The organism is Falsirhodobacter algicola (assembly GCF_018279165.1).
Taxonomy (GTDB): Bacteria; Pseudomonadota; Alphaproteobacteria; order Rhodobacterales; family Rhodobacteraceae; genus Falsirhodobacter; species Falsirhodobacter algicola.
The window spans coordinates 1,351,992-1,375,658 of the sequence record NZ_CP047289.1 but is presented as its reverse complement, the minus strand read 5'-3'; the positions used below and the strand labels follow the sequence as shown (position 1 = coordinate 1,375,658).

General features: G+C 67.8%; 26 protein-coding genes. 12 read left to right on the top strand and 14 right to left on the bottom strand.

The annotated features are described in order from the left end of the window. Nucleotide 1 precedes the first annotated feature (1 nt). From lptB to GR316_RS06980, 8 genes are all read right to left on the bottom strand, one after another. Nucleotides 2-733: an LPS export ABC transporter ATP-binding protein gene (gene lptB / locus GR316_RS07015; protein ID WP_211783255.1), complete on the bottom strand. Its 732-nt coding sequence runs from the start codon at nt 731-733 to the stop codon at nt 2-4. After that, nucleotides 730-1,218, bottom strand: a complete 489-nt coding sequence (gene lptA, locus GR316_RS07010) for a lipopolysaccharide transport periplasmic protein LptA (RefSeq protein WP_313796241.1) — start codon at nt 1,216-1,218, stop codon at nt 730-732. Before lptA ends, lptB begins: the two co-directional genes overlap by 4 nt. 19 nt (nt 1,219-1,237) lie before the next feature. Continuing rightward, nucleotides 1,238-1,834, bottom strand: a complete 597-nt coding sequence (gene lptC, locus GR316_RS07005; RefSeq protein WP_211783254.1) for an LPS export ABC transporter periplasmic protein LptC — start codon at nt 1,832-1,834, stop codon at nt 1,238-1,240. 1 nt (nt 1,835) lies between these two features. Then, a complete protein-coding gene (locus tag GR316_RS07000; RefSeq protein ID WP_211783253.1) occupies nt 1,836-2,789 on the bottom strand; it encodes a KpsF/GutQ family sugar-phosphate isomerase in 954 nt (317 codons plus the stop codon). Further along, complete coding sequence (locus GR316_RS06995) at nt 2,770-3,384, bottom strand: ribonuclease D (RefSeq protein WP_211783252.1); 615 nt, start codon at nt 3,382-3,384, stop codon at nt 2,770-2,772. The genes GR316_RS07000 and GR316_RS06995 overlap by 20 nt, the downstream gene beginning before the upstream one ends. Before the next feature lie 78 nt (nt 3,385-3,462). Beyond that, nucleotides 3,463-4,158 (bottom strand): fumarylacetoacetate hydrolase family protein, encoded by a 696-nt coding sequence (locus tag GR316_RS06990; protein WP_211783251.1) that lies wholly within the window; start codon nt 4,156-4,158, stop codon nt 3,463-3,465. A 60-nt stretch (nt 4,159-4,218) separates the two neighbouring features. Further along, entirely contained in the window at nt 4,219-4,872 is a 654-nt protein-coding gene (locus tag GR316_RS06985) for a peroxiredoxin (RefSeq protein ID WP_211783250.1), read from the bottom strand. Nucleotides 4,873-4,949: 77 nt separating this feature from the next. Next, entirely contained in the window at nt 4,950-5,966 is a 1,017-nt protein-coding gene (locus tag GR316_RS06980) for an MGH1-like glycoside hydrolase domain-containing protein (RefSeq protein WP_211783249.1), read from the bottom strand. 121 nt (nt 5,967-6,087) lie between these two features. Here GR316_RS06980 and GR316_RS06975 point away from each other — a divergent pair, with 121 nt between their 5' ends. The 5 genes from GR316_RS06975 to GR316_RS06955 all read left to right on the top strand — a co-directional run bounded on the left by GR316_RS06975 (nt 6,088) and on the right by GR316_RS06955 (nt 13,277). Then, complete coding sequence (locus GR316_RS06975) at nt 6,088-7,293, top strand: efflux RND transporter periplasmic adaptor subunit (RefSeq protein WP_211783248.1); 1,206 nt, start codon at nt 6,088-6,090, stop codon at nt 7,291-7,293. Nucleotides 7,294-7,296: 3 nt separating this feature from the next. Further along, nucleotides 7,297-9,228: a MacB family efflux pump subunit gene (locus GR316_RS06970; protein ID WP_211783247.1), complete on the top strand. Its 1,932-nt coding sequence runs from the start codon at nt 7,297-7,299 to the stop codon at nt 9,226-9,228. Between the two features lie 61 nt (nt 9,229-9,289). After that, nucleotides 9,290-10,993 (top strand): ABC transporter ATP-binding protein, encoded by a 1,704-nt coding sequence (locus GR316_RS06965; protein ID WP_211783246.1) that lies wholly within the window; start codon nt 9,290-9,292, stop codon nt 10,991-10,993. A gap of 59 nt (nt 10,994-11,052) precedes the next feature. Beyond that, the gene (locus GR316_RS06960; protein WP_211783245.1) at nt 11,053-11,757 is read left to right on the top strand and encodes an endonuclease/exonuclease/phosphatase family protein; all 705 of its coding nucleotides are present in this window, start codon (nt 11,053-11,055) and stop codon (nt 11,755-11,757) included. A gap of 11 nt (nt 11,758-11,768) precedes the next feature. Further along, nucleotides 11,769-13,277 (top strand): phospholipase D-like domain-containing protein, encoded by a 1,509-nt coding sequence (locus GR316_RS06955; RefSeq protein ID WP_249218719.1) that lies wholly within the window; start codon nt 11,769-11,771, stop codon nt 13,275-13,277. Here the strand turns inward: GR316_RS06955 and GR316_RS06950 are convergent, their stop codons facing one another. Then, nucleotides 13,278-13,772, bottom strand: coding sequence for a hypothetical protein (locus GR316_RS06950; RefSeq protein ID WP_211783243.1), 495 nt, complete (start codon nt 13,770-13,772; stop codon nt 13,278-13,280). A 160-nt stretch (nt 13,773-13,932) separates the two neighbouring features. Further along, nucleotides 13,933-14,742, bottom strand: a complete 810-nt coding sequence (locus GR316_RS06945; protein ID WP_211783242.1) for a response regulator — start codon at nt 14,740-14,742, stop codon at nt 13,933-13,935. Between the two features lie 102 nt (nt 14,743-14,844). On the opposite strand from GR316_RS06945, the gene GR316_RS06940 reads away from it, so the two are divergent. Genes GR316_RS06940 through GR316_RS06925 form a run of 4 tightly spaced genes read left to right on the top strand, consistent with a single transcriptional unit; the run spans nt 14,845 to nt 18,723 of the window. Beyond that, entirely contained in the window at nt 14,845-14,991 is a 147-nt protein-coding gene (locus GR316_RS06940; RefSeq protein WP_211783241.1) for a NepR family anti-sigma factor, read from the top strand. Beyond that, entirely contained in the window at nt 14,988-15,572 is a 585-nt protein-coding gene (locus GR316_RS06935) for an RNA polymerase sigma factor (protein WP_211783240.1), read from the top strand. Before GR316_RS06940 ends, GR316_RS06935 begins: the two co-directional genes overlap by 4 nt. Beyond that, complete coding sequence (locus tag GR316_RS06930; RefSeq protein WP_211783239.1) at nt 15,569-17,320, top strand: sensor histidine kinase; 1,752 nt, start codon at nt 15,569-15,571, stop codon at nt 17,318-17,320. The genes GR316_RS06935 and GR316_RS06930 overlap by 4 nt, the downstream gene beginning before the upstream one ends. A gap of 59 nt (nt 17,321-17,379) precedes the next feature. Further along, nucleotides 17,380-18,723: a hypothetical protein gene (locus tag GR316_RS06925; protein ID WP_211783238.1), complete on the top strand. Its 1,344-nt coding sequence runs from the start codon at nt 17,380-17,382 to the stop codon at nt 18,721-18,723. On the opposite strand, the gene GR316_RS06920 is transcribed toward GR316_RS06925, so the two are convergent. After that, nucleotides 18,720-19,763: an AI-2E family transporter gene (locus tag GR316_RS06920; protein ID WP_211783237.1), complete on the bottom strand. Its 1,044-nt coding sequence runs from the start codon at nt 19,761-19,763 to the stop codon at nt 18,720-18,722. The two genes, GR316_RS06925 and GR316_RS06920, sit on opposite strands and share 4 nt — an antisense overlap. Before the next feature lie 111 nt (nt 19,764-19,874). On the opposite strand from GR316_RS06920, the gene GR316_RS06915 reads away from it, so the two are divergent. Further along, nucleotides 19,875-20,072, top strand: a complete 198-nt coding sequence (locus GR316_RS06915) for a CsbD family protein (RefSeq protein WP_211783236.1) — start codon at nt 19,875-19,877, stop codon at nt 20,070-20,072. A gap of 139 nt (nt 20,073-20,211) precedes the next feature. After that, nucleotides 20,212-20,385 (top strand): DUF1328 domain-containing protein, encoded by a 174-nt coding sequence (locus GR316_RS06910; RefSeq protein WP_211783235.1) that lies wholly within the window; start codon nt 20,212-20,214, stop codon nt 20,383-20,385. A gap of 31 nt (nt 20,386-20,416) precedes the next feature. Here the strand turns inward: GR316_RS06910 and GR316_RS06905 are convergent, their stop codons facing one another. From GR316_RS06905 to exbB, 3 genes are read right to left on the bottom strand one after another with little or no spacing between them, the layout of a single operon-like run. After that, a complete protein-coding gene (locus GR316_RS06905) occupies nt 20,417-21,253 on the bottom strand; it encodes an energy transducer TonB family protein (RefSeq protein ID WP_211783234.1) in 837 nt (278 codons plus the stop codon). Next, on the bottom strand, nt 21,250-21,687 hold the full coding sequence (exbD, locus tag GR316_RS06900) for a TonB system transport protein ExbD (RefSeq protein WP_211783233.1): 438 nt from the start codon (nt 21,685-21,687) through the stop codon (nt 21,250-21,252). The genes GR316_RS06905 and exbD overlap by 4 nt, the downstream gene beginning before the upstream one ends. A gap of 4 nt (nt 21,688-21,691) precedes the next feature. Further along, nucleotides 21,692-22,636, bottom strand: a complete 945-nt coding sequence (exbB, locus tag GR316_RS06895; protein ID WP_211783232.1) for a tonB-system energizer ExbB — start codon at nt 22,634-22,636, stop codon at nt 21,692-21,694. Nucleotides 22,637-22,815: 179 nt separating this feature from the next. Here exbB and GR316_RS06890 point away from each other — a divergent pair, with 179 nt between their 5' ends. After that, nucleotides 22,816-23,640, top strand: a complete 825-nt coding sequence (locus tag GR316_RS06890) for a flagellar motor protein MotB (protein ID WP_211783231.1) — start codon at nt 22,816-22,818, stop codon at nt 23,638-23,640. Nucleotides 23,641-23,667: the final 27 nt, after the last annotated feature.

Below are 23,667 nucleotides of genomic sequence, written 5' to 3'. Positions count from 1 at the left end.
CCTATCCAAGGGTGAAGCTGTCGCCGAGATAGACCTGACGGACCATGTCGTCGGCCACGATGTCCTCGGTCGTGCCCGATTTCAGGATCGTGCCGTCATGCAGGATATAGGCGCGGTCCACGATGCCCAGCGTTTCGCGGACGTTGTGATCGGTGATCAGCACCCCGATGCGGCGGCGCGTCAGATCCTGCACCAGCGACCGGATATCGCCCACGGCGATGGGATCGACACCGGCGAAGGGTTCGTCCAGCAGCACATAGGACGGGTCCGCGGCAAGGCAGCGCGCGATCTCCACCCGGCGCCGTTCCCCGCCCGACAGGGCCAGCGCGGCGGACCGGCGGATATGCGTGATGGAGAATTCCGACAGGAGTTCCTCCAGCCGCTCGCGGCGGCGGTGGCGGTCGGGCTCGCGGATTTCCAGAACGGCGAGGATGTTGTCCTCGACCGACAGGCCGCGAAAGATCGACACCTCTTGCGGAAGATAGCCGATGCCCATCAGCGCCCGGCGGTACATCGGCAACGCCGTCACGTCGCGCCCGTCGATCATCACCTGCCCGCCTTCGGGGGTGACGAGCCCGGCGATGGAGTAGAAGCAGGTCGTCTTGCCCGACCCGTTCGGCCCCAGAAGCGCCACCACCTCGCCGCGCCCCAGATCGAGGCTGACATCGCGGATCACCGTGCGCCGCTTGTAATTCTTGCGCAGGTTGCGGACGGAAAGGCCGGTGTCGCTCATTCGCCCTGTCCCGGCTGGAACAGCGTCTGCACGCGGCCCTGCACGGTGCCGGTGCCCGATTGCAGATCGATGCGCAGCGATTGCCCGGCGATGGTGCTGCGCCCTTGGGTAAGCAGCACATCGCCGCGCATCTCCACCACGCCCGAACCGATGGTGTAGGTCGCTTCCTGCGCCTCGGCGGCGACATCGCCATTGCTCAGCGTGACATTGCCGGCGGCCTCGAGGGCGCTGATCTCGCCCTCGCTCTCTCCATAGCGGACGGTCACGCGGTCGGCGGCGAGCCGCATCGTGCCTTGGCCCACACGGACATTGCCCTCGAACAGGGCCTGGCCCGTGGCCTGATCGACCGAGAGGCTGTCGGCATCGACCGAAACCGGGGCCGAGGTGTCCTGCGACAGGCCGCCGAAGTCGATCCGGGCGTCTTGCGCCATCGCGGTCAGGGGCATTCCCAGAACGGCCAGAAGCAGCAGCGGTTTCAGCATCATGTCCTCGGGCGTTCTGGGGTCAACGGGTCGGGGTGTATATCAGCTTGACCCCGTTCGTGAAGTCCAGCCGGTAATTTTCGTCCGCGCCGGCGGTCAGCGTCATGCCGCCGGCGGTCAGTTGGCCCATCGGGGCCTGCGCTGTCACGGGGCCGCGTCCGATCACCTCGGTCCGGTCGAGATAGGTCGTCAGTTCGGGCATCCGCACGTCATACCCGATGGAATTCTGCAGGCGGGCGTTCTCGCTCAGGTCGATGCGGCCCGCGGCGGGATCGACGGCGCCGCGGGCGGCCGCGATTTCCGTCGTCACGCCGTCGGGCGTCTTCAGCATGGCGCGCAGGGCGGTGGCGACGGCGGGTTCGGTCGCGGTGGGGGTGCGCGCCTCGGCGGCGGTGATGTCGAGGCTCGCCCCGTCCCCCGTCACGCCCGACCAGTGCGGCGCGGTCATGCGCGGGTCCATCGCGCGGCCCGTCACGTCGATCGTGGCATAGGGGATCGCGGCGTCCGGGTCGATCGTGCGCGACACGAGGAAGATGGTCGACAGCAGCACCAGCGCCACGAGCGGCAGCACGATCTTCAGAAGTGCCACCAGCCGCGTATGCCGGTCGCCGCGCCCCATGTCAGGCCACCCCTGCGCGCAGGCAGTCGTGAATCTGGATCAGGCCGACGGGCCGTTCCTGTTCCACCACGAAGAGGGCGGTGATCTTGCGGTCCTGCATCACGGCGACGGCCTTTTCGGCCAGCGCCTCGGGGGTGATGGTGCGGGGGCCGCGGGTCATCACCTCGCCGGTGGTGTGGGTCAGCAGCCCGGCCATGTGGCGGCGAAGGTCGCCGTCGGTGATGATGCCGACCAAACGATCCTCTTCGGTAACGCCCAGAACGCCGAAACCCTTGCCGCTCATGACCAGAAGCGCCTCGGACATGGGCATGTCGACCGGCACCAAGGGCAGTTCGTCATGCATCAGGTCCGACACGCGGGCCAGCCGCGCGCCCAGCTTGCCGCCGGGATGGAAGACGCGGAAATGTTCGGGGGTGAACTGCCGATGCTCCATCAGGGCGACGGCCAGCGCATCGCCCAAGGCCAGCGTCATGGTGGTGGAGGTGGTGGGCACCACGCCCGTGCCGCAGGCCTCGGCGGCGGCGGGCAGCACCAGCGCCACATCCGCCTGCCGCAGCAGCGTCGAATCGGGGCGCGAGGCGATGCCGATCAGCGGGATCGAAAAGCGCCGCGTATGCGCCACGAGATCCGCCAGTTCCGGCGTTTCGCCGGAGTTGGACAGGACCAGCGCCACATCCTCGGCGGTGACCATGCCCAGATCGCCATGGCTCGCCTCGGCCGGGTGGACGAACTGCGCCGGCGTGCCGGTGGAGGCGAGGGTGGCGGCGATCTTGCGTGCCACATGCCCCGATTTGCCCATGCCGGACACGATCACGCGGCCCCGCGCGCCAAGGATCAGTTCCACCGCATCGGCAAAGCTGTCGTCCAGCGCCGCACCCAGCAGCGTCAGCGCCTCGGCCTCGATGCCGATCACACGGCGGGCGGTGGCAAGGTAGTCAGTGGTGGAAGATGTCATTCGGCTCGTCCCATCCCATCAGGTCCAGCTGCGCCCGCGTCGGCAGGAAATCGAAGCAGCGCTGCGCCAGCTCGGCGCGGCCTTCGCGCGTCAGGCGCGTCTCCAGCTCCGCCTTCAGCGCGTGCAGATAGAGCACGTCCGATGCGGCGTAATCCATCTGCGCTTGGCTCAACTCCTCGGCGCCCCAGTCGGAGGTCTGCTGCTGCTTGGACACATCCACCCCGACGAGTTCGGCCAGAAGGTATTTCAGGCCGTGACGGTCGGTGAAGGTGCGGATCAGCTTGGAGGCGATCTTGGTGCACCAGACCGGCGCGGTCGCCACCCCGAAGGCGTTTTGCAGCGCGGCAATGTCGAAGCGCCCGTAATGGAACAGCTTCACCACATCCGGGTCGGTCAGCAGACGTTCGAGGTTCGGCGCGCGGGTCTGGCCACGCGCGATCTGCACCAGATGCGCATCGCCGTCGCCCGAGGACAGCTGAACCACGCACAGCCGGTCGCGGCGCGGATCGAGGCCCATCGTCTCGGTGTCGATGGCCACGACGGGGCCAAGCGTCAGCCCATCGGGCAGGTCGGTCTTGTGCAGGTGGATGGTCATCGCGGCTCCGGATACGCAAGGTGTCCATCCAGCTATGCGTTTCGGCACCGCAGCGCAAGGAAGCGGTGCCGGATCGCGTCACTCGGCGGCGGTATAGCGCAGGCTCACGCCCTCCAGCCCGTCGATGCCGCCTTCGATATGGCTGCCTTCGGCCACGGGGCCGATGCCGGCGGGCGTGCCGGTCATCACCACATCGCCCGGTTCGAGGTGATAGAACCGCGAGAGGTAGGACAGAAGCTCCGCCGGGCCGCGGGCCATATGGGCCAACGTGCTGTCCTGACGGACCTCTCCATCAAGGCGCAGCCAGATGCGCTGATCGGCGACGGGGCCGAGATCGGCGGCGCGCGTCACCGGGCCCATCACGGCCGACTGCTCGAAGTTCTTGCCGAAATCCCACGGGCGGCCCTTCTTCTTCGCCTCACCCTGCAGATCGCGGCGCGTCATGTCGAGCGCGCAGCCATAGCCCCAGATCGCGGCCTCGGCCTCATCCGGGCTGGCGCGGAACAGCGGCGCACCCAGCACGAGATACAATTCCATCTCGTAATGCAGGTTCTCGGTCCCGGGGGCGATCGGCAGGGTCGCGCCGCTGGGCACATAGGATTGCGCGTCCTTCATGAAGAAGAACGGCGCTTCCTGATCGACGGCCGATCCCATTTCGATGGCGTGATCGGCATAGTTCTGCCCGACGCAGAAGATGCGGGCGATGGGGTAGGTCCCGGTCTCGCCCTTCACGGGCAGGACCGGGTAGGTCTTGGCTGGAAACAGTGCGGTCATGGGCTCCTCCACGCATATGCGGCGGAGCCTGCTCCAGCCCGTGCGGCGTTGCAAGACCCCTCAGGGTTGGCGTGCGAAGCGCAGATAGGGCAGCTTGATGTCCAGATCGCCGAAGCGTTCGCGGGCCTGCTCGTCGTTCAGGCTCAGCGCGACGATCACGTCCTGACCGGGCATCCAGTTGGCCGGGGTCGCGATCGGCACGCCGTCGGTCGCCTGCACGGCATCGAGGGCGCGCAGGATCTCGGCGAAGTTGCGCCCGACCGACATCGGATAGGACAGCGTCAGGCGCACCTTGCGGTCGGGGCCGACCAGATAGACCGTCCGCACCGTCGCGGTATGGGCGGGCGTGCGCCCTTCGGTGGGGGCATAGTATTCGGCCGGAAGCATGTCATAGGCCTTGGACACCGCAAGCGAGGTGTCGTCGATGATCGGGAAATCGGCCGGGCTGGCGGCGACGGCCTCGATGTCCTTCTTCCATTTGGCATGTTCGTCCACCGTGTCCACGGACACGCCGATCACCTTGGTGTTGCGCTTGGCGAATTCGCCGGCCAATTGGGCGACTGCGCTGAATTCGGTCGTGCAGACGGGGGTGAAATCGCGCGGATGGCTGAAGATGATGGCATAGCCGTCGCCCATCCAGTCATGGAAGCGGATCGGCCCAGCGGTGGACTCGGCCGTGAAATCGGGGGCGATGTCGTTGATGCGGATGGCCATGCGGATGCTCCGTGGTTGCGGCGTCTGGCCCGAATGTGTTGCCTGCGGGCCGCAAAGAAAAGCCCCCCGGCGCGCGTTCAGACGGTTTTCCCGGCCGGGGCGTCGGCGCGGTGGAACCCTCCCGCGATCACGGCGGCGGTCAGAAGATCCTCCCCCTGCGGCGGCGAGAGGCCCAGCAGATCCGCCGCCCACGGCTCCACCGGGCCGTGATGATCGGCGCCGACCGGCAGGCCCGCCCAGCCCGGAAGGACCGTCCCGGCCGAGCGGCTGTCGATCAGCTGCCCCGTGATCCGGTCCAGCGGGGCATAGCGCCCGCCTTGGGCCAGATCGGTCATCGCCTCTCGGGCGCGAGCGGCGATGGTGCGGTTGCCCTCGGCGATCTCCGGTTGGTTCAACTCTTCGGCAAGGGCGGCAAGATCGTCGCAACTGCGGATCAGCACGGCGTTCAGCCCCGGATCGACGACGCAGAAGGGGGAGGTGTCGTGCAGTTCCGTCGTTTCCCATCCAAGCGAGCGGAAGCGTTCGATCAGCCAGACCGCGCGCGCTTGTTCGGGGCCGGCCCCGGCGGGAAGATAGGCTTCCACGCCTTCGACCGGAACGCGGGCGAAGGCGGCATCCCAATCGGCCGCGGCGGGGCGCGCGGATTCCCACGGATGGATGATGGCGGCAAGGCCGGTGCCGTGCGGATCGCGGTGGGTGCCGAACCAGCCGTGCCAGCGGTCGATCACGGTCAGCGCCGCGCGGGCGAGGGCCGGATCGGGCGCTTGCCCGTGCAGCCGCCGCAGCACCGTCCCAAGGATCGGCAGCGCCGTCAGCCCCGATGTCGTGACCGGCCGCCCCGTCACCCACAGCCCGCTGCCGGGAAAGGCACCGCCCGCTTGGTGATAGATGAGGTGCGGGATCATTCCGTCGGGCCATTGCGCGGCCAGAAGCCGCATCAGTTCGGCCCAAGCGCGGTCCGGCCGCGTCTCGGCCAGCGCCGATACCGCAAAGGCCGAGATCAGCGCGTCCTGCGGCTGGCCCGCCGCCGCGGTGTGATCGCCTTGATCCGCCGCGGCCAGCATTCGCCGCGCCTCGTGCATGTCTAGGGTCATCAGATCCTCGTCCGGTTGCCTTGGGGTCAATTCCCATATCGGACGCAGGGTTCCGCGACGGATATGGCGCGCGCGCGCGTATCAGGACAGAATGACCCCTGGGAATGGATGGAAGGGCCGGATGAAGGCACGCAAGCTGTGGATCGCCGCGCTGGTGATGATCGCCGCGCTGGGCGCGGGCGGGTATCTGTGGCTGAAGGGGACGGAAGAGGACGCAGCCCCGCCCGCAAGCTATGCCGCGCGGCGCGGGGACGTGACGCTGAACGTGCTGGCCTCGGGGCAGGTGGAAAGCTCCTCGCTCGTCAGCGTGGGGGCGCGGGTGTCGGGCGAGGTGGTGGAACTGGCCGTGGCGCTGGGCCAAGAGGTCCGGCAGGGCGATCTGATCGCCCGGATCGACAGTCAGGATCAGGAGAACGCGGTCGCGCAGGCCAAGGCCTCGCTCGCCGGGATCGAGGCGCAGATCGCTTCGGCCGAGGCGAGCCTGACGTTGGCCGAACAGGTCCGCGCCCGGTCGGAGCGTCTGTCCAAGGTCGGCAGCCTGACGGTGGAGACGTTCGAGCAGGCCGTGGCCGATGCCGCCATCGCCGCCGCCACCGTGGACGAGCTGCGCGCCAGCCGCGACGATGCCGAAATCGCCGTCGCCAGCGCCGAGGTGGAACTGGAGCGTACGCGCATCACCGCCCCGATGGATGGCACGGTGGTGGCGATCGTCACCAAGGAAGGCCAGACGGTGAACGCCAACCAATCCGCGCCGACCATCGTCAAGCTGGCCGATCTGCACAACATGGTGGTCAATGCCGAGATCTCCGAGGCGGACGTGGTCCGCGTCGCGCCGGGGCAGAATGTCAGCTTCACCATCCTCGGCGCGCCGGAGCGGACCTTCCACGCGGTGGTGCGCCAGATCGAACCCGCCCCTTCGGACATCGAGGACAGCGACGACATCTCCACCGACGAGGCGATCTATTACAACGGCCTCTTCGATGTGACGAACGAGGATGGCGTCCTGCGCATCGGCATGACCGCCGAGGTGCAGATCGCGCTGCAATCGGCCGAGGGCGTGGTGACGCTGCCTTCGGCGGCGCTGGGCGCCAAGGGGCGCGACGGGCGCTACACCGTGCAGGTGCTGAAGGACGGGATCGCCGAGCCGCGCCGCATCGAAGTCGGGCTGAACAACAACGTCGTGGCCGAGATCACGGACGGGCTGGAGGAGGGGGAGCGCGTCCTCGCCTCGGGCGCGGCGGCGGGGCTGGCGCGGGCGGTGCGGACGGGCAACGGGCCGGGCGGCGGTCCGGGCGGCGGCGGTCCCCGCGGGCCGATGGGCCTCTGAGGCATGGAACCGCTCATCAGCCTGCGCGGCATCCGCCGCGAATACGCCGCCGGCGATCAGCGCATCGCGGTGCTGAAGGATGTCGATCTGGATATCGGCGCGGGCGAGATGCTGGCCATCGTCGGGCAATCGGGGTCGGGGAAATCGACGCTGATGAACATCCTCGGTTTCCTCGACCGGCCGAATGCGGGCACCTACCGCTTTTCGGGGCGGGAGATCGGGGCGCTGGCCCCCGACGATCTGGCCGAATTGCGGCGCGAGCATTTCGGCTTCATCTTTCAGCGGTATCAGCTTCTGGGCGATCTGGATGCGGTGGGCAATGTGGAGGTTCCGGCCGTCTATAAGGGCATGGCGCGGGCCGACCGGCGGGACCGGGCGCGGGCGCTCCTGACCCGCCTCGGCCTTGGCGAACGTCTGGATCACCGCCCCGGAGAGCTGTCGGGCGGCCAGCAGCAGCGCGTCTCGGTCGCGCGGGCGTTGATGAACGGCGGCGAGGTGATCCTTGCGGACGAACCCACGGGCGCGCTCGACAGCGCGTCGGGGGCCGAACTGATGCGTCTCTTGCAGGAACTGCACGCCGAAGGGCACACCATCGTCATCGTCACCCACGATCCGGGCATCGCCGCCATGTGCGAACGGGTGGTGGAGATGAAGGACGGGCGCATCATCTCCGACAGCCGGGGCGGGGTGGCGGGAGTTCCCCGCACCGCGCCGCAGGGGCGCCGGGCGCTGGCACCGGGCCTCGACCGGCTGCGCGAGGCCTTCGTCATGGCGCTGAAGGCGATGGCGGCGCACCGGATGCGCAGCTTTCTGACGATGCTGGGGATCATCATCGGCATCGCCTCGGTCGTGTCGGTGGTGGCGCTGGGCTCGGGCAGTCAGCAGCAGGTGCTGGCCTCCATCTCCAACATCGGATCGAACACGATCGACATCCGCAACGGCTCGGGCTTTGGCAACCGCGACGCCAGCCGCGTCCGATCGCTCACGGCCGAGGATGCGGCCGCGCTGGCGGTGCAGCCCTATGCGGCGGGCGTTTCCCCCACGGTATCGAGCAGCGCGACCATCCGCTACGGCGCGACCGAGGTATCGGCCAGCGTGACCGGCGTCGGCGAGGAATATTTCACTGCCCGCGCCTTCACCACCACCGCCGGCAGCACCTTCGACGCCGATGCCGTCGCCCGCCACGCGCAGGAGGCGGTGATCGACACCGACGGCGCGGAATCGATCTTCGACAAGGCCGACCCGGTGGGGCAGGTGGTGATGATGGGCCGCGTGCCCGTGCGCATCGTCGGCGTGGTGGAGGCGTCGGGCACCAGCTTCGGGCCGCGCTCCTCGCTCAACCTCTTCATCCCCTACACCACGGCAATGTCGCGGCTGTCGGGGCAGGATTACGTCAACTCCATCTCGGTCCGCGTGTCGGACGATTTCGAGATGGACACCGCCGAGGCGCTGATCACCCAGCTTCTGACCACGCGGCACGGCAAGGAGGATTTCTTCCTCACGAACACCGACACGATCCGCGAGGCGATCACCTCCACCACGCAGACGCTGACGCTGCTGATCGCGGGGATCGCGGTCATCTCGCTTTTCGTGGGCGGGGTGGGGGTGATGAACATCATGCTCGTCTCCGTGACGGAACGCACGAAGGAGATCGGGGTGCGCATCGCGGTGGGCGCCCGGCGGGCCGACATCGTCACGCAGTTCCTGATCGAGGCGGTGCTCGTCTGCCTTCTGGGCGGCATCCTCGGGATCGCGCTGGCGCTCGGCCTTGGGCGGGTGGTGACGCTGGCGATGCCCGATACGAGCCTCATCTATTCCACCACATCCATCGTGGTGGCGGTGCTCTCCTCCTCGGTGATCGGGGTGACGTTCGGCTTCTTGCCGGCGCGCGCCGCATCCCGCCTCGATCCGGTGGAGGCGCTGACACGGGAATAGGGCTGGCATCGCGCCCGCCCGCCCCTTAGGGACTTGGGGCATCCAGAGACCGGAGGCCCCGATGCTGCGCGAATTCTTCTCCTATTACCGCCCGTGGATGACGCTGTTCTTCGTCGATTTCGGCTGCGCCATCCTGTCGGGGGTGCTGGAACTGGCCTTCCCCCTTGCGATCAAGGGCTTCATCGACGTGCTCTTGCCGCAGGGGGATCTGGGGCTGACGGTGCTGGCGGCGGCGGGGCTGCTGGTGGTGTATCTCTTCAACTCGGGGCTGATGGCGGTCGTGACCTATTGGGGCCACATGCTGGGCATCAACATCGAAACCGAAATGCGCCGCCGTGCCTTCGAGCATCTTCAGAAACTCTCCTTCAGCTATTTCGACAAACAGCGCACGGGCAAGCTGGTGGCCCGCGTCACCCGCGATCTCGAAGAGATCGGCGAGGTTGCCCATCACGGCCCCGAGGATTTGTTCATCGCGGTGATGACCTTCGTCGGGGCCTTCGTGCTGATGGCGATGATCCATCTCGATCTGGCGCTGATCACGGCGCTGATCGTGCCCGCGACGGTGACGCTGGTGATCTATTTCGGCGGGCGCATGACGCGGACCTTCCGCGCCATCTATGCCCGCGTCGCCGATTTCAACGTGCGCCTGGAGGAGAATGTGGGCGGCATCCGCGTCGTGAAGGCCTTTGCCAACGAAGAGCATGAAAAGACGCTCTTCGCCCGCGACAACACCGCCTATCGCGACACCAAGCTCGCGGCCTACCGGGTGATGGCGCAGACCGTCTCGCTCAACTACATGGGGATGCGGGCGGTGCAGGTCATGGCGATGGTGACCGGCGCATGGTTCGTGCTGCGCGGGGAATTGTCGGCTGGCGGGTTCGTCGCCTTCCTTCTGCTGGTGGGCGTGTTCTTCCGCCCGCTGGAGAAGATCGCCTCGGTGATCGAGATCTATCCCCGCGGCATCGCCGGGTTCGCCCGCTACAAGGAGTTGATGGATATCGAGCCGGAGATCGCCGATCTGCCCGGCGCGCGGGAGGCGGGCGATCTGACCGGCGCCATCCGCTTCGAGGATCTGCATTTCGGCTACGAGAGCGGCCGCGAGATCCTGAAGGGTGTCTCCATCGACGTGCGCCCCGGCGAGACGCTGGCCTTCGTCGGCCCGTCGGGTGCGGGCAAGACGACGCTGCTGGCGCTGGTGCCGCGCTTCTATGATCCGACCGCCGGGCGCATCACCATCGACGGAACCGATCTGCGGGCGATGACGGTTGCCAGCCTGCGCCGCAATATCGGCATCGTCAGTCAGGACGTGTTCCTGTTCGGCGGCACGCTGCGCGAGAACATCGCCTATGGCGATCTGGCCGCCACCGAGGATCAGATCATCGAGGCCGCCCGCCGCGCCCAGCTTGCCCCCATGATCGCAGGCCTGCCCGAGGGGCTGGATACGGTGGTGGGCGAACGGGGCGTCATGCTGTCGGGCGGGCAGAAGCAGCGCGTGGCCATCGCCCGCGCCTTCCTGAAGAACCCGCCGATCCTCATCCTCGACGAGGCGACCTCCGCCCTCGACACCGAGACGGAGCGCGAGATTCAGGCCGCGCTCGATGCGCTGTCGGTCGGGCGCACCACGCTGATCATCGCGCACCGCCTTGCCACGATCCGCCATGCCGACCGCATCGTCGTGATGGAAGATGGCCGCGTCACCGAGATGGGCACCCATGCCCAGCTCGAGGCATCGGGCGGGCGGTATGTCCGGCTCTCGGCGGCCTGATTTGCCCTGAGGGGCCCCGCGCCCCATATTCCGTGCTGAAGATGGCAGCACGGAACCCAATGATGCACGATGTGACGGTGGCGTCCTACAACATCCACAAGGGCATCGGGATCGACCGTCGCCGCGATCTGGCCCGCATCGCCGCCGTGATCGCCGAGATGGAGGCCGATATCGTCTGCCTTCAGGAGGCCGATGCCCGCTTCGGCGACCGCCGCGGCCTTCTGGACCTCGAGGCGATGCGCCGCGATCTGGGGCTGCGCCGCGTCGAGGTGCAGGGCCGCCCGCTGTCGCATGGCTGGCACGGCAACGTCATGCTGGTCCGCGACGGGGTGGAGATCGAGGATGTGCAGACCATCCCCCTGCCGGGGCTGGAGGCGCGGGGCGCGGTCGTGGCCGACCTTTCGGTGCGCGGGGCGCCGCTGCGGGCCATCGGCACCCATCTGGCGCTGCTGGGGCAGGCAAGGCTGCGGCAATCGACCGTCATCCTCGACCGGATCGCGGCGATGTCGGATCGCTCCACCGTGCTGATGGGCGACATGAACGAATGGCGCCACGGCAAATGGACGCTGAAACGCTTTTTGCCGCATTTCCCGCACAGCCCGACCATCGCCAGCTTCCCCGCGCCCTTCCCGGTGCTGCCGCTGGACCGCATCATGCTGAGCCGGGGGCGCATCTCCTCCTTCGCGGCGCATGTCTCGCCCCTGTCGCGCCGCGCATCGGACCATCTGCCCGTCCGCGCCGTTCTGCATCTGGACGAGGCATGAGGGCGGAGGCCGTGTTCTGGCTGGTTTGGCTGATCGCCATCACCGCCCTGTTCTTCGTGCTGTCGGCCCTTGCGTTCCGCGCATGGACGCGCTGGGCCGAACGGGCGCGGGGCCATGTCTCGCATGTGCTGCCGCGCACCGGGCCGCCGACGCCGATGGACGCGCTGGCGGACCGGATCGGGCCGGGTACGGGGGCCTTGGGCCTGACCGGCGGGCGCGAGGCCTTTGCCGCCCGGCTGCAATCCATCCGCATGGCCGGGCGCAGCATCGATCTGATGTACTACATCTGGCGCAACGATCTGACCGGCAGCCTGCTGCTGGCCGAACTCATGCGCGCCGCCGATCGGGGGGTGCGGGTGCGCCTCCTGCTCGATGACATCAACGCGCAGGGTTTCGGGCGCACGCTTCTGGCGCTGAACCAGCATCCGGGGGTGGAAATCCGCCTCTTCAATCCCACCCGCAGCCGCGGCCACATCCTGCGCCGCACGACCGAGATGCTTCTGGGCCTGTCTCGCTTCAACCGCCGCATGCATGGCAAGATGTGGGTGGTGGATGGGCAGTTGGCCATCATCGGCGGGCGCAACATCGGCGACACCTACTTCGAGGCGCTGGCCGGAGGCGAGCGCAATTCCCGCGACATCGACGCCGCCGTGACCGGCCCCGTCCTGCGCGAGGTGGAGGGCTGCTTCGACAGCTTCTGGAACCTCGGCCTTTCGCTGCCGGTGCTGACGCTCTGGCCCAAGGCCCGCGTGTCGCCGCGCGCCTTCCGGCGCCGGCTCTATCGCAAGACGCGCTCGGATGCGGCGCGGGCCTTCGTCGCGCGTCTGCCCCATGGCGTGCTGGACCGGCCCTTCCATACGGGCGGGCAGGCGCGGCTGATCGCCGATCCGCCCGAAAAGGCCTATGGCCACCGCACCAGCCCGTGGATCGTGGACCGCCTGCCGCAGATCCTGAACGAGGTGGACCGCGATCTGCGCCTCGTCACGCCCTATTTCGTGCCCGGCATGGAAGGGGGGCGCATCCTGACGGCGCTGGCCGAACGCGGCGTGCGGGTGGAGATGCTGACGAACGCGCTCTGCTCCACCGACAAGGTGGTGGTGTTCGGGGCCTATGGCCGCTACCGCCACCGGCTGCTGCGGGCGGGGGTGCGGATGTTCGAATATGCGCCGCCGCCACGCAGCGATGGGCGCCGCGATCTGCTGCATACCAAGCTTTTCGTGATGGACGGGCGGCGGACGCTGATCGGGTCGGTCAATTACGACATGCGTTCGGCCTTCATGAACACCGAACTGGGGCTGCTGCTGGACGATCCGGCGCTGGTGGCGGAAATGAACCGCGAGTTCGAACGGATCACCAGCCCCGCGCAGGCCTACCAACTGGTCGCGGCCGGGCGCAGGCACCGCTTCCTCGTATCCCGCCCCGGTCTGCCCAAAGAAATGAGGGCCGACCCCGAGGCGGGGCCGGCCCTTCGTGCGCTGTCATGGATCGCCGGCCAGTTGCCGATCCAGTACTGGCTGTGATCAGCCTTCGAGGTTCGAGACCACGGCGGCGGCGAAGGTCTGCAGCAGCGCCTGATAGACGGCATCGCTCGACGGTTCGATCACGGTCATGTCGGTGTTTTCGGGCATGTAGGGCATGATCTGATCCATCGTCACGGTCAGATCGAATTTGCGCTGGCTGCCGATGTCGCCCTGATCTTCGACGGCGACGGTGCCCGCCATGGCCGAGGTGCTGGCGCCCGGCGTGCCCACGAACGGCGCGGCAAGGGCGACCTCGTCCAGATCCACCACGATTTTCGCACCGCCATCGGCCGTGCCGGCGGGCGTCACGCTCAGCGCGTCGCCGATCGCCTTCACCAGATCATCGCTGATATTGGCATAGCGGGCCGCGGCTTCGGGGCTGGTGACCTGGTTCAGATCGACGCCGACATTGATCTCGTCGAAGCGTTCTTGCGCTTGGATGGGAAGGGCCACGAGAGCCGCGAGTGCGGCCGAAGACAGGATCGTGCGAAGCATTCTTTTCTCTCTCCAGATGGGCCGCACCGATGCGCGGCGATGCCCCTCCAACGCGATCCCGGGGCGGCTTGTTCCCGCCCCGATTGGGCTGGAACGTTCTGCCGCCGCCGTGGTTCGTCAGCTGGATACTGGAAGGAAAGGCTCCCCGATGCCCCGCATCCTACGCCGTCAACGTCTCGGTCGAGGAGAAGAACATCGCTTGGCTGACCGCCGATCGCACCTGATCCTCGTGATAGGGCTTGGTGATCAGGAACGCCGGCTCGTGCTTCTTGCCCGTCAGCAGCCGCTCGGGGAAGGCCGTGATGAAGATCACGGGCAGATTCTCGAACTGCTGCAGGATGTCGTTGACCGCGTCGATCCCCGAGGAATTGTCGGCAAGCTGGATGTCGGCAAGGATCAGGTCGGGCTTGTCGCGGGCGGCGAGGTTCACGGCCTCGGTGCGGGTGCGGGCGATGCCGGTGATGTCATGCCCCATCTCTTTGACGATGGCGGCGATGTCCATCGCGATGATGGCCTCGTCCTCGATGATCATGATCTTGCCGCGCACGGAATTGGCCATCTCGCGCTGCGCGATCTCGATCAGCTCGGAAGCCTCGCCGGGCTCGACCTGCATGATTGCGCCGATCTCTTCATGGGTGAACCCCTCGATCGCGTGCAAAAGCAGCGCTTCGCGGGTGTTCGGCGTCAGCTCCGCCATGCGGTCCTGCGCCTTGGCCGACAGGCGGCTGTCGGGTTCGCCAAGGGGCGCACCGGCGCTGGCCCAGACGAGGTGGAAGGCGCTGAACAGGGCGACCTTGGGGTTACCGGCTTCGTCGAAGATGGCGGTATCTTCGAGAATGGCCTCCAGCGTGGCGGCAGCGAAGGCGTCGCCCGTGGACTGGCTGCCGGTCAGCGCGCGTGCGTAACGGCGCAAGTAGGGGAGGTTCGCCCCGATCAGCATCGACAGGTCTGGCGTGGCGTCCGACGGCATGGAATGTCCCCTTCAAGCTCATTTTCTCGGGAACCAAACACTTGGCATCGCGTTCGGTTCCCGACAAGATCGCAAAATCGAAAAGAGCGAGAATTGGAACAAATGGCCAAAGAGCGCGAGAAACCCGCGATGCTTCATCAGATCGATGAGAATCTGAAACGGGTTTACACCGAAGCGCTGGAGCAGGATGTCCCGGACCGTTTCGCACAGCTGCTTGCACAGCTGCGCGAGAAGGGAGCCAAGGCATGACCGCTGAACAGCGTCTGCCCGAAGGCGTTCGGGACCCCCGGGATGAACTTCCCGATCACCTGCCCGCGCTTCGGGCCTTCGCCATCTCGCTCACGCGCAATGTCACCGTGGCCGATGATCTGGTGCAGGACACGATCGTGAAGGCGTGGACGAATTTCGACAAATTCACCGTGGGCACCAACCTTCGGGCGTGGTTGTTCACGATCCTGCGCAACACCTTCTATTCCGACCGGCGCAAGAATCGCCGCGAGGTGCCCGACCCCGAAGGCGCGCATGCCGCCACGCTCTTCGTGAAGCCCGACCATGACGGTCGCATGGCCTTCAACGAATTCAGCGCCGCCTTCGACAAACTGACCCCGGAACACCGCGAGGTGCTGATCCTCGTCGGGGCGTCCGGGTTCTCGTACGAGGATGCGGCGGGCATGATGGGCGTCGCCGTCGGCACGGTGAAAAGCCGCGCCAACCGCGCCCGGGCACGTCTTGCCGAACTTCTGCATCTTGACGAAGGCGAGCAGGTGTTCTCCGGTAACGACGGCACCACGATGGCCGTGATGTCGAAATCGGGAACGAATGCTGCATGACGACGACGAAGGCCCGGCTGCACCGGCTGTCGGGAACGCTGGGGTTTCGGATCGCCTTCCTGCTGGCGGTGGCATTGCTGCCGCTGGCGATGGTTTCGGCGGTCCAGACGATTGCCACCCTGAAAGAAGCGCGCGCCCGATCCGAAGCCGCCCTCATGGGCGAGACGATGCGCGCCGCCGAGGCCGATCTTCTGCTGGTGCAGCGCGCCCGCGGGGCGGCGCAGGCGCTGTCGGCGGCGCTGGTGCCGCTGCTCAGCGATCCGATCGCCTGTTCGTCGGCGCTCTCGAGCTTCGTGGGGCAGGCCAACATCTACACCCTCGCGGCCTTCGTCGATGTGAACGGCCGGCTGACCTGCGCCTCGCGCAGCGTCGGCACGAGCATTGCCGAGGTGCCGTCCTTTCAGGATCTGCAACGCGATCCGCGGCCGATGGTCTATGTCTCTTACCGTCCCAAGATCTCGGCCCAGCCGGTGGTGGTCGTCTCCACCCCCGTCTATGGCCTGACGAATGAGCTTCTGGGCTTCGTCTCCCTGTCGCTGCCCCATCAGGTGCTGCAAGCCGACACGGCCGAACACACCGCCACCCAGCCGCCGGAGCTTCTGACCTTCAACTCCGAAGGCGAGGTGCTGACCTCCGCCCTGCCGGCCCGTCAGGTGGTGGCGATGCTGCCCGAGGGGCTCAATCTCGCGGATCTTGCCTCGACCGAGGATATGTCCTTCACCGCCCGCACCGGCAGCGGGCAGTTGCGCGTCTATTCCGTAGTGCCGATCCTGCCGGACGCGCTGTTCGCCATGGGCAGTTGGCCGGTGGATGACGACGATGTCTGGTACATGCGGGCGCTGCCGAACCTGTTCCTGCCGCTGGCGATGTGGATCGCCTCGCTCGTCGTGGCCTTCCTCGCGGTCGAACGGCTGGTCACGCGCCATGTGCGCAGCCTGCGTCAGGCGATGACCGGTTTCGGCGACGGCAAGCGCATCATCGGCCGCATCCCGATGGCCGGCGCGCCGACCGAACTGCGCGAATTGTCGGAAACCTTCGCGCATATGACCGACACCATCCTGCATGACGAAGCGGAGATGGAGGACATGATCCACCAGAAGGAGGTTCTGCTGCGCGAGGTGCATCACCGCGTGAAGAACAATCTTCAGCTCATCGCCTCGATCATGAACATGCAGATCCGTCAGGCCCGCTCGGCCGAGGCGAAATCCCTGATGAAGGGGTTGCAGGAACGGGTCATGAGCCTTGCGACGATCCACCGTGGTCTGTACCAGACCAGCGGCCTGACCGACATCCGCGCCGACGAATTGCTGACCGACATCACCCGGCAGGTGGTGCGGCTGGCAACGGGGCCGGGGCGGCACATCGCGCTCAGCACCTCCTTTGCCGATATGCGCCTGACGCCGGATCAGGCGGTGCCCCTGTCGCTGCTGCTGACCGAGGCGCTGGCCAATGCATTGAAATATGCCGGATCGCACGATGGCAATCCCACGCTCGAAGTGCGCCTCTTCCGCGAGGGGGCGGTGCGCGCGGCGCTGGTCGTGACGAACTCGCTCGGTCCGCGCTCGGCGGGGACGGGGAATGAGGGGACGGGCCTTGGCTCGCAACTTCTGATCGCCTTCGCCCAGCAGATCGGCGGACGGGTCGACATCTCGCAGGACGAGGTTAGTTATGCCCTGCGCGTCGATTTCGAGGTCGAGCCGCTGAGCACGGGCGAGGCGCGCATTTCTGGCGGGGATCGGGAACACTAGGACCGCAGCGCGGGTTCCATGTCCTGATCCGGCCAGACCGGAAGAGGGCAGGGGGCAGGGTGAGCGGACGGTCATCCACGCGGACATTCATCACGGGGGACGAGGTCTTTCCCGCGCTCGAACGCGCCTTCCTTGATGCGTCGGCAAGCATCGACGCCTCTCTTCGCGCCTTCGATCCGCATCTGCCGCTGCACTCGCCCGAAGGGCAGGCGGTTGGGGCGGTGTGGTTCGATCTGATCGTGCATGTGCTGCGCCGGGGGGTGCGGCTGCGTCTCGTTCTGGCGGATGTCGATCCTGTCCTGCATCCCGCGCGGCACCGCGCCTGTTGGCGCAGCGTGCGCATGCTGTGGGCCGCGGCCGAGCTTGCCGGCCCCGCCGCCCTGCTGGAGGTGGTGGCCGCGCGCCATCCGGCCACGGGCGGCCTGCTGCCCCGGGCGCTGTGCTGGCCTGCGATGCAGCGCCGCCTTGGCCGTATCTGCGCCGTCCTGAACGCAGGCCCGGACGGGCTGCGCGATCTTCCGGGGCTGCGCAGCCGGTTGCGGCAAGGGGCGGACGGACGCCTTCATCCGCGCCGGATGCATCTGTCGCGGACGACCTTGTGCGAGCATCACCAGTCGCTTCTGATCTTCGACCGGGCGCGCGTGCATGTCGGCGGCCCGGACCTTGCCGATGGGGCGGGCGGGCATGATGTGCAGGTGGTTATGGAAGGCCCGGTCGTGGCCGAGGCCTTGGCCCATCTCGACAGTTTCCTTGCCGTGGTGGAGGGGCTGCGCCCACCCGCGCCCGCCCGCCGCCTGCTGCGCAGCCTGTCGCGGCCCCGCGGCGCGGCCTCGTGGCATACCGGCCCCACGCCCATCGTCGCCGAAGTGCAGCAGGCCCATGACGCGCTGATCCAGCGCGCGGGCTCCCTCATCTATATCGAGACGCCTGCCTTCGGCGATCCGCTCACGGCGCGGCGGCTGGTGCGCGCGGCTCGCGCCAATCCCGAATTGCAGATGATCCTGATCCTGCCCAGCCCATCCGCGCCATGGCGCGCCCGTCGGCGGCAGATGCGCCTCCTGCGGTATCTGCGGACGGCTTTCGGCCCGCGTCTTTTCGTAGGTGGGGGCGAGGGGGCGACCTCTGTGTCGATCTTCGACGATCATGCCGCGATCCTCGGCTCGGCCGCGCTCGATCGGCCGGGGCTGCGCTGGAACACGGAGGTGGGGGTCTATCTGAACGTTCGCCGCGATGTCTGGGAATTGCGGCGGCGCGTGATGGGGCATTGGTTGCCGGCCGATGCGGGGGCGGAGTGCTTTTCCTCCACCGGCGCCGTGCGGGCATGGGCGGCGCTGGCGGCCCGCAACGCCGCCTGCGCGCCGCAGGATCGGTCGGGCCGCCTGCTGCCCCACGCCCCCGGTTAATGCGCCGGCGGGTGCATTTGGCCAGAGCGGGTGTCGTTCAGCGCAAGGAACCACAGCAGCAGCGGGATCGCGATGATCCCCCCCACCGGCCCCCACAGCCACATGCCGAACACCAGCGCAAGGAACACCAGGAGCGGGTTCACCGCCGTATGCTTACCCACCAGCGTGGGGGTGACGAACTGCCCCTCGATCCCGTTGATCACGAGGTAGGAAGCGACGGGCAGCAGCGCCATCCAGCCCGAAAAGCTGGCAACCCCGGCCACCAAGAGCGCCGCCGTCAGCACCGCCGGCCCCACATACAGAAGGTAGTTCATCAGGAAGGCCACGAACCCCCACAGCGCCCCGCCCGGAAGCCCCGCCGCTTGCATCACGCTGCCGACCAGCACCCCTTCGATGAAGTTGATCACCGTGATCGTCAGGAAATACCGCGCCACCAGACGTTCGGCATTCAACAGGCGGAACGCGGTATGCGCCCGGTGATCGGGTTCCGACAGGCGGCGTGCGGCCCAGTTGTAGATCTCGGTCCGGGTCAGTTGGAAAAAGAACAGCGCCCCGATGAAGATCAGGATCTGCGCCGCGATGGAGGGCGCGTAGAAGAGCGCATCCGTCAGCGTCGGCATGGAGACATCGGGCGCCTGCGGCCCGGCATCGTTGGGCTGGGCGGGGGGCTGCAACGCCTCGGTGATGCCCGCGCTCATATCGCGGAAGCCGGAGGTGAGCCGATGCGCCGCCTCCAACACGCCCTGCATCTGATGCCAGATCTGGGGCGCGGCCTCCAGAAGCTGCATGATCATGGGCTGAATGGCGGCCGCGATGCTGCCGATGATGATCAGCGTCAGTAGGAGCGACAGCATCGCCCCCACCCAAGGCCGAAAACCCGCCCGTTCCACGAAGGAGGAGATGGGCGACAGCACGATCCCCGTCACCAGCGCCAGCACGAGGGGCGCGGTGATGCTCTCCGTCAGGCGCAATGCGGCAAAGAACGCAAACACGCCGAGGAAGATGAGGGCGTAATGCGCCAGACGGTCCAGCCGGTCCATGAATGCTCCTGATGATGCGAAGGCGAACGTCCGCCGGTGGGGGCAGGTTCCGCCGGGAACCGGCGCGGCACGCGCGGCGTTTTCAGGGCACAAGGATCATGGAGGATCACGATGAACTGGGATCAGATCGCCGGCAAGTGGAAGGAATTCCAAGGGCAGGCGCGCCAGAAATGGGGCGACCTGACGGATGACGACCTCGACCGGGTCGCGGGCAAGCGCGACGAGATGGTCGGCCTCGTGCAGCAGAAATACGGCCGCAGCAAGGAAGACGCCGAGCGTGAGGTGGATGACTTCGTCCACCGCCTGTGACGCGGCCCTGCGATGAAAAGGAAGGCCCGCCATCTGGTGGGCCTTTTCCATGTCCGGCCCGCCGCGGGGGAACAATCACGCAAGCCGGGCCGTTCGGTCTGCAAGTCCACGACAAACGCGAACGGAAAGGAGGCCCCCCATGCTCGGCTGGGCACTGACCTTCGCGATCATCGCCCTCATCGCCGCCGCGCTTGGCTTTGGTGGAACGGCGGACCCATTGGCAAGCATCGCGCAGTTCCTGTTCGTGATGTTCCTGATCCTTTCGGTCGTGACGATGATCGTGCGCAGGCTGCGGGGCAAACCCCCGGTCTGATCGGCCGCGCCCCCTCGTGGGCGCGGTCTTCTTATTGGAAGCGCAGGGGCAGGGTGAAGGTGTAGGTGCTGTTCGTCAGCCCCTGCGGCGCGGCCGGGAAACCGCCCGCCGCCGCCTGCACCGTTTGCAGCGCCCGCTGATCCAGCGCCCCATTGCCCGACGATGCCGCCACACCCAGCGAGGCGAGGCGCCCGGCGGGCGTCACTACCAGTCGCACCGTCACGGTACCGCGGGCGCTGGTGCTGCGGATCCGCCGCTCGATCCGGGAGCGGATCTGACTGCCCCATTGCAGTTCCAACTGCTGCGCCTGACCGGCCGACAGCGCGGCGCTGGCCTGCCCGGTCTGACGGCTGGGCGCGGCCTCTTGGCGCTGCTGCGAGGGGGGCGGGGCCGCGCGCTGACGCACCGGTTCCTGCCGGGGTTCGGGTCTGGGGCGCGGCTCGGGCCGGGTCGCGGGCGGCGGCGGCGGCGGCGGCGCATCCGGGAGCGATACGGCATCGGGCGTCGGGGGCGGCAGTTCCGCCATGTCCTGAACCTCGGGCGGGGGGGTATCCTCGGCAAGGGGTTCGGGCGGGGGAAGGGTGTCGTCCAAGAGATCCTGCGCCTCGGGGGCGTCGGTGTCGGGCACGTCGGGCGCGGGGGCCGATACCGCCAGCGCCGGGGGCGCCGCCGCGGGCGGTTCGAGGTTGAGGATGATCGCCTCCTCCTCGCGGGTGCCGACGCGGTCGCTGTGCAGATAGGCCGCGACCGCTCCCGCCAAGAGCGCCGCCACGCACAGCGCCGACCCCGCCCAGCCCACCGGCTCGCGCCAGCGCTCCGATGCGCCGCGCGTCGCAAGCCAGTCCTGCGAGGCGGAGTTGCCGATCATGGGTCGGACCCCGTGCTCGGCACACCGTCGAGGCCCACCAGCGCGACCTTCAGATAGCCCGCATCGCGCAGCTGGTTCATCACGCCCATCAGATCGCCATAGGCCACCGATTGATCCGCGCGCAGAAAGATGCGCTGCTCCTGATCGCCGCCGGTGCGGGCATCCAGCGCGGCCCGAAGCCCGCCTGCCGCCACCGGCTCGTTGCCCAGCGTCACCGACAAATCCTGCTGCACCGTCAGATAGACCGGGTCCTGCGGGCGCTGCTGCGGCGCGGCGTTCGATCCGGGCAGGTCCACCGGCGTATCCACGGTGGAGATCGGGGCCGCGACCATGAAGATGATCAGCAGCACCAGCATCACGTCGATGAAGGGCGTGACGTTGATCTCGTGGTTTTCGTCGAGGTCGTCGCCCTCGTCCCTGATCCCTCCGGCCATGCGCTTACTCCGCCGCCGTGCGGTGCCGGTCGATCCGGCGGAAATCGAGATCGCGGCTGACCAGCCGTTCCACGCCCGCGCCGGCATCCGACAGCGCCTGACGGTAGTTGGAGGTTTTCCGCGCGAAGGCGTTGTAGATCACCACCGCCGGGATGGCCGCCACGAGGCCGAGCGCCGTCGCCAAAAGCGCCTCGGCGATGCCGGGGGCCACGACGGCAAGGTTCGTGGTGTTGCTCTCGGCGATGCCGATGAAGGAGTTCATGATCCCCCAGACGGTGCCGAACAGCCCGACGAAGGGCGCCACCGACCCGATGGAGGCGAGGATGCCCGTGCCCTTGCGCAGCCGACGTCCGGCCTGCGCTTCGATCCGTTCCAGCAGCGAGCGGACGCGGTCCTTCACGCCGCCGCTGCCGGCCATGTCGATGGCGGCGTCCGAACGGGTCAGTTCCTCCAGCGCGGCATGGGCCATGAAGGCGGCGGGATCGCGGCGACCGTCCAGATGCCGGGCGACGGCGGGCAGGCTGTCGCCGTCGCGGATCACGCGGGCCGCGCGGCGCAGGCGGGTCTTGGCCCCGGCGAATTCCACGATCTTATAGAGGAACACCGTCCATGTGGCGAAGCAGGCCGCCAGCAGAAGCAGCATCACGGCCTTCACGACGGCATCGGCCTGCCGGTACATGCCGAGGGGCGACAGATCATGCCCGCCAAGGATCTGCGGTGCAGCGGCGGCCTCCGGTGCGGGTGCGGGTGCGGCATCGGATTCGGGTGCCGCCGTGGCCGGGGCGGGGGTTTCCGCCATCGGAAGGCTGGGGGCGGCGGCATCGTCCGGCAGGGCTTGCTGGGCCGGGGCATCGGTCGGGGGGGCGGGGGGTGCGTCCTGTGCCATGACGGGCGCGGCCATCAGGGTCAGGGTCAGGGCAAGGATCCCCGTTGCGCTGCGTCTGGTCATTCCAAGCCCTTCCGTGATCCGGTTCTTCGTGCCCCGTGTAGGATTGCAGAGTGAAACAGTCAAGTTTCTATCCCTTGTGTTTTGGTCGGATATAGGGCGCACCACGCAACCGGCCACCGCCGTTAGGGCGCTGTTCATCCCCCTGTGCCAGCTTGGGCAAAACCAGCGAAGGGGGCGGAATGGACCGCAAGCCGCGACCGATCATCGTCAAGCGCCGCCGCGCCAAGACCGAATCCGCCCATCACGGCGGCGCGTGGAAAGTCGCCTATGCCGATTTCGTGACGGCGATGATGGCCTTCTTCCTGCTGCTCTGGCTGCTGAACGCCACCACCGAGAAACAGCGCAAGGGCCTTGCCGATTTCTTCAACCCGACGATCCCGATCAACCGCATCTCGGGCGGGGGGGCGGATGTGTTCGGCGGCGATTCGGTCTTTTCCGAGGATGTGATGGCGCAGAGCGGTTCGGGCGCGTCGCGCGTGATCCCGACCGAACTCGACCGTGCCCGCGGCGATGCCGGTCAGGGCGACAGCGGCATCGAGGAGGAGCGCCGCCAACTGGAGGAGCTTTTGCGCGCCCGCGGCGGCGAGAGCATGACGATGGAACGGGCGCTGAAGCATGTCGTCACCCGCGTCACGGATCAGGGCCTCGTGATCGAGGTGTTCGATCTGCCGGATGTGGCGCTGTTCACCGGGGACACGGCCGAACCGCGGCAAGTGCTGCGCGACGTGGCGCGCATCCTTGGCGATGTGCTGCCGCTGACGACGAATGCGCTGGCCGTGTCGGGGCATGTGCGCGCCTATCCGGTCGTGCTGCGCGACAACCCGGTCTGGCGCCTTTCGGCCGAGCGGGCGCAGGCGATGCGCGGCCTTCTGGGCGAAGCCGGTCTGCCCGATTCCCGCATCTCGCGGGTGGAGGGGCATGCCGACCGGATGCCGGTCACGGGCAATCCGATGGCCGTGCGCAACAACCGGATCGAAGTGATCCTGCTGCGCCGCGACCGTTAGGGCGATGTTAAGCCGCCGGTGCCAGCA

Coding starts and splice junctions, on each gene's coding strand:
- lptB (WP_211783255.1), bottom strand. CDS start 733: ATGAGCGACACCGGCCTTTCCGTCCGCAACCTGCGCAAGAATTACAAG.
- lptA (WP_313796241.1), bottom strand. CDS start 1,218: ATGATGCTGAAACCGCTGCTGCTTCTGGCCGTTCTGGGAATGCCCCTG.
- lptC (WP_211783254.1), bottom strand. CDS start 1,834: ATGGGGCGCGGCGACCGGCATACGCGGCTGGTGGCACTTCTGAAGATC.
- GR316_RS07000 (WP_211783253.1), bottom strand. CDS start 2,789: ATGACATCTTCCACCACTGACTACCTTGCCACCGCCCGCCGTGTGATC.
- GR316_RS06995 (WP_211783252.1), bottom strand. CDS start 3,384: ATGACCATCCACCTGCACAAGACCGACCTGCCCGATGGGCTGACGCTT.
- GR316_RS06990 (WP_211783251.1), bottom strand. CDS start 4,158: ATGACCGCACTGTTTCCAGCCAAGACCTACCCGGTCCTGCCCGTGAAG.
- GR316_RS06985 (WP_211783250.1), bottom strand. CDS start 4,872: ATGGCCATCCGCATCAACGACATCGCCCCCGATTTCACGGCCGAGTCC.
- GR316_RS06980 (WP_211783249.1), bottom strand. CDS start 5,966: ATGACCCTAGACATGCACGAGGCGCGGCGAATGCTGGCCGCGGCGGAT.
- GR316_RS06975 (WP_211783248.1), top strand. CDS start 6,088: ATGAAGGCACGCAAGCTGTGGATCGCCGCGCTGGTGATGATCGCCGCG.
- GR316_RS06970 (WP_211783247.1), top strand. CDS start 7,297: ATGGAACCGCTCATCAGCCTGCGCGGCATCCGCCGCGAATACGCCGCC.
- GR316_RS06965 (WP_211783246.1), top strand. CDS start 9,290: ATGCTGCGCGAATTCTTCTCCTATTACCGCCCGTGGATGACGCTGTTC.
- GR316_RS06960 (WP_211783245.1), top strand. CDS start 11,053: ATGATGCACGATGTGACGGTGGCGTCCTACAACATCCACAAGGGCATC.
- GR316_RS06950 (WP_211783243.1), bottom strand. CDS start 13,772: ATGCTTCGCACGATCCTGTCTTCGGCCGCACTCGCGGCTCTCGTGGCC.
- GR316_RS06945 (WP_211783242.1), bottom strand. CDS start 14,742: ATGCCGTCGGACGCCACGCCAGACCTGTCGATGCTGATCGGGGCGAAC.
- GR316_RS06940 (WP_211783241.1), top strand. CDS start 14,845: ATGGCCAAAGAGCGCGAGAAACCCGCGATGCTTCATCAGATCGATGAG.
- GR316_RS06935 (WP_211783240.1), top strand. CDS start 14,988: ATGACCGCTGAACAGCGTCTGCCCGAAGGCGTTCGGGACCCCCGGGAT.
- GR316_RS06930 (WP_211783239.1), top strand. CDS start 15,569: ATGACGACGACGAAGGCCCGGCTGCACCGGCTGTCGGGAACGCTGGGG.
- GR316_RS06920 (WP_211783237.1), bottom strand. CDS start 19,763: ATGGACCGGCTGGACCGTCTGGCGCATTACGCCCTCATCTTCCTCGGC.
- GR316_RS06915 (WP_211783236.1), top strand. CDS start 19,875: ATGAACTGGGATCAGATCGCCGGCAAGTGGAAGGAATTCCAAGGGCAG.
- GR316_RS06910 (WP_211783235.1), top strand. CDS start 20,212: ATGCTCGGCTGGGCACTGACCTTCGCGATCATCGCCCTCATCGCCGCC.
- GR316_RS06905 (WP_211783234.1), bottom strand. CDS start 21,253: ATGATCGGCAACTCCGCCTCGCAGGACTGGCTTGCGACGCGCGGCGCA.
- exbD (WP_211783233.1), bottom strand. CDS start 21,687: ATGGCCGGAGGGATCAGGGACGAGGGCGACGACCTCGACGAAAACCAC.
- exbB (WP_211783232.1), bottom strand. CDS start 22,636: ATGACCAGACGCAGCGCAACGGGGATCCTTGCCCTGACCCTGACCCTG.
- GR316_RS06890 (WP_211783231.1), top strand. CDS start 22,816: ATGGACCGCAAGCCGCGACCGATCATCGTCAAGCGCCGCCGCGCCAAG.